This is a genomic window from Streptomyces katrae (genome assembly GCF_000966975.1).
Lineage (GTDB): Bacteria > Actinomycetota > Actinomycetes > Streptomycetales > Streptomycetaceae > Streptomyces > Streptomyces katrae.
In genome coordinates this window covers 1-2295 of sequence record NZ_JZWV01001203.1, presented here as the reverse complement: position 1 = coordinate 2295, position 2295 = coordinate 1, and the positions used below count along the sequence as shown (strand labels likewise).

General features: G+C 73.0%; 4 protein-coding genes. All 4 read right to left on the bottom strand.

Annotated elements, in window-relative coordinates; genetic code table 11:
• A partial coding sequence (locus tag VR44_RS34970) for a CorA family divalent cation transporter (RefSeq protein ID WP_045951675.1) occupies positions 1-706 on the bottom strand: 706 nt, incomplete at its 3' end.
• 101 nt (positions 707-807) lie between these two features.
• Entirely contained in the window at positions 808-1083 is a 276-nt protein-coding gene (locus VR44_RS34965) for an isoamylase early set domain-containing protein (protein WP_045951674.1), read from the bottom strand.
• Positions 1084-1222: 139 nt separating this feature from the next.
• A complete protein-coding gene (locus VR44_RS34960; RefSeq protein ID WP_045951673.1) occupies positions 1223-2059 on the bottom strand; it encodes a class II glutamine amidotransferase in 837 nt (278 codons plus the stop codon).
• Positions 2060-2171: 112 nt separating this feature from the next.
• Positions 2172-2295 (bottom strand): SHOCT domain-containing protein (locus VR44_RS43300; RefSeq protein WP_169791075.1); only part of this gene is annotated, 124 nt, incomplete at its 5' end.

Here is a 2295-nt window from a genome sequence, read left to right as displayed (position 1 = left end):
CCTTGAGGGACTCGATGTCCGCGAGCACCAGTCGCCCTCTGGTCTGGAACTCCTGCGCGAGCCGTCGCCGCCCCTCCGGGAAGGCGGGACTCAGCATCCGCCGGGTGAGGACCTCGTCGGTCACGTCCAGGAAGGGCCGGAGGAAGTGGTGCAGCTGCGCGGAGCGCCGGCGCAGCAGCGTCAGCCGGTAGAGCTGTTCGGGGCGGCGCTCGTCGAACATGTCGTCCTCGATCGCCTCGGCCTCCAGCAGGGCCTGCACGGCGGCCCGGCGGAAGGTGCCCAGCGTCTCGCCGAGCAGGAAGAAGAGCACGGCCACGGTGTCGTCCGCATCCTGCCGCGACAGCCTCTCCAGGAAGCCCCGCACGTGATCGCCCTGGCCCCGGCGCACCAGGATCAGGAAGCGTTCGGTCACCAGCACGTGGACGTGGGTGATCCGGTCCCCGCGGACCACCGGTGCGACGACCCCGGACCAGTCGCCCAGGTACTCGGCGCGCGGCTGCTCCTGCGCCCGGCCGAACCAGTCCAGTCCGTCGAAGTCCAGGCCCAGTGCGTCGGCGACCGACTCCTCTTCCGCCGGCGCCTCCTGCGGCGCCTCCCCCGCGAGCCCCTCCTCCGGAAGCTCCACGTCGACGAGCAGGAAGCGGTCCGACGCCAGCCGGGCCCGTACCTCCGCCGGATCGGGGCGGGAGACGCGGAATTCAGGCATCGACACCAGCGTCAGCTTCATCGCACCCGCACTCTCCCCCGGTCCGCGCGCGGCCCCGGCCTCCGGTGGCCGCGGCCCGCCCGGGTCCGTCCGCTCGCCGGTCAGGTGTGGAGCCGGCCGTTGGCGCCGTCGTGGCCGTCCGCCTGCTCGTCGTCGAACCAGTAGTCGCCCGCGGCCAGGTAGCGGAAGGAGTGGCTGCCGCGGGCGGGCAGGGCCACGGTCACGGCGCGGGTGCCGTCACCGCGGGGGGTGAGGGGGTGCGCGGAGGGGTCCCACTGGTTGAAGTCCCCCACCACGCTGACCGGCCCCTCCGGGGCACCCTCAGGGAGGACGAAGGTGACCCGCGTACGGTCCTTGAGCTGTTGGCGTTCCAGCACGGACGACTCCCGACGGTGAGCTGGCAGAGGCCACGGAGCGTCGCACGGCCCGCCCCCCGCACGGGGCCGCACACGCCGGAGCCGGCCCGGCCGTCACCCGCCCGGCCGCCCGGGACGGGAGGGCCGGGAGCGGCGGGCCTCAGGCGGCCGGGACGAACGGCCGGAGGTGGTCGTCGCCCGGGCGCACCACGCCGTAGCTGTGCTCGGGCACCTCGTTCCAGGCCCCGGGCAGGTCCCCCAGCGGCTCCGACACCACGAGCCGGGTCTCGTCGGACAGCTCCTGGAGGAAGGACACGTCCGGGTGCAGCGCGCGCAGGGAGTCCACCCGGGTGCTGTAGTAGAGCGACCGGGCGCCGCCCCCGCTGGCGTAGCGGAACGCCCACAGCGACTCCCCGTCCGTGACGGCGACCGTCATCTGCATCGGGTTCTCCACCCCGTGCGCGCGGCCGGTGCGCTCCACCAGGCCCACCATCCGGGCGACCGCCCCCGGGGGGTCCTCCTCCAGCCCCAGGGTCAGGGCCAGGTAGAACATCACCTCGGAGTCCGTGGTCCCCTCCATGCCCGGGAAGAGGGAGGGTTCGACGGCCACGCAGAGCTCCCTGCGCATCTCGTGGAAGCCGGCGATGGAGCCGTTGTGCATCCACAGCCAGCGGCCGTGGCGGAAGGGGTGGCAGTTCGTCTGCTGCACGGCCGTGCCCGTCGACGCCCTGATGTGGGCGAAGAAGAGCGGGGACGTGACGTGCTGGGCGATCTCCCGCAGGTTCCGGTTGTTCCACGCGGGGCCCACGTCCCGCATCACCGCGGGGGTGTCGATGCCGGACGTCTGCGTGTACCAGCCGATTCCGAAGCCGTCGCCGTTGGTCGTCTCGACGCCCATGCGCGCGTGCAGGCTCTGGTCGATCAGCGAGTGCGCGGGTTTGTAGAGGATGGTGTCGAGGAGCACGGGCGTTCCCGAATAGGCCAGCCACCTGCACATGGTCGATCACCTCTCCGCGGGGACGGGTCGTGGTCCCAGCATGTCCCCGCAACCGGACGCGCACCTCACCCGCCGGCCGGAGCGCCGCCGGGAGCGTCGGCGCGCGGCGGCGTCAGCCGAGGATCCTGCGCTTCTGCTCCTCGAACTCGGCCTCCGTGAGCACGCCCTGCTCCTTGAGTTCGCCGAGCTGCTTCAGCTCGTCCAGCATGTTCGAGCGGTCGGAGGCGGGCGCCGCG